Source organism: Phaeospirillum tilakii (assembly GCF_042683125.1).
In the GTDB taxonomy this organism is placed as follows: domain Bacteria; phylum Pseudomonadota; class Alphaproteobacteria; order Rhodospirillales; family Magnetospirillaceae; genus Phaeospirillum; species Phaeospirillum tilakii.
In genome coordinates this window covers 1-859 of record NZ_JBHUIY010000104.1, presented here as the reverse complement: position 1 = coordinate 859, position 859 = coordinate 1, and the positions used below count along the sequence as shown (strand labels likewise).

Below are 859 nucleotides of genomic sequence, written 5' to 3'. Positions count from 1 at the left end.
AGAGTAGTCTATCCAAATGACCCACGTGATGCGACGAAGGTTACACCAGCCGGTGTACCGACGGTACCAGGTTATACAGCACATGATCCAGAAGGTCATGTTTTGACACCCGGTAGCCGTTATCAGCCAAGTGATCCGACGAAAGATACAACGATCACCTATACCGCAGATCAGCAAAAAGGTAGTGTCAGCTACGTTGATGATACGACCGGCAAAACTTTAAAGACGGATTCAATTTCAGGAACAACGGGCTCGAAATCCAGTTATAGTACCAGTGGCAGCATTGCGGATTATAAGAAACACGGGTATGAGTTATTTACTGATGGCTATCCAGCAGATTTGACATTCGACAATGATGACAAAACTGCTCAGAACTTCACGGTTCACTTGAAGCATCAGCTGACGCCAGTGAATCCAACGGATCCACAGACACCGGGAGCGCCAATCCATCCAGATGAACCAGATGGACCAAAGTGGCCAACTCGCACCAACTATGATAAGACGGTCCATGAGACCGTCAGTTATGTTGATCAGACTGGACACGTAGTGGCCAAGCCGCACACTGATTCTGTCAACTTCACACGAACCGTCGTTGTCGATAACGTTACTGGTGAAGTGATTACGAGTGGTGCTGGAACAACCGCCTGGACAGCGACAAATGGTGATACAACCTTTGATGCCGTTGTTAGTCCAGTGGTGTCGGGATCTGTAGCTGATAAAGCGCAGACAGCTGTCGTAACTGACCTGAATGCCGATTCAGCAGATGTTAATGAGACCGTGACATACACGAAAGTCGGATCATTGGTACCAAGCTCAAGTGATGGGAACTTCCCTAGAGTACCAAGAGTAGTCTATCCAA

General features: G+C 48.0%; 1 protein-coding gene. It reads left to right on the top strand.

What is annotated here, in order from left to right:
- The coding region (locus tag ACFSNB_RS18725; RefSeq protein WP_377319330.1) for a mucin-binding protein at positions 1 to 859 on the top strand (859 nt) is incomplete at both ends.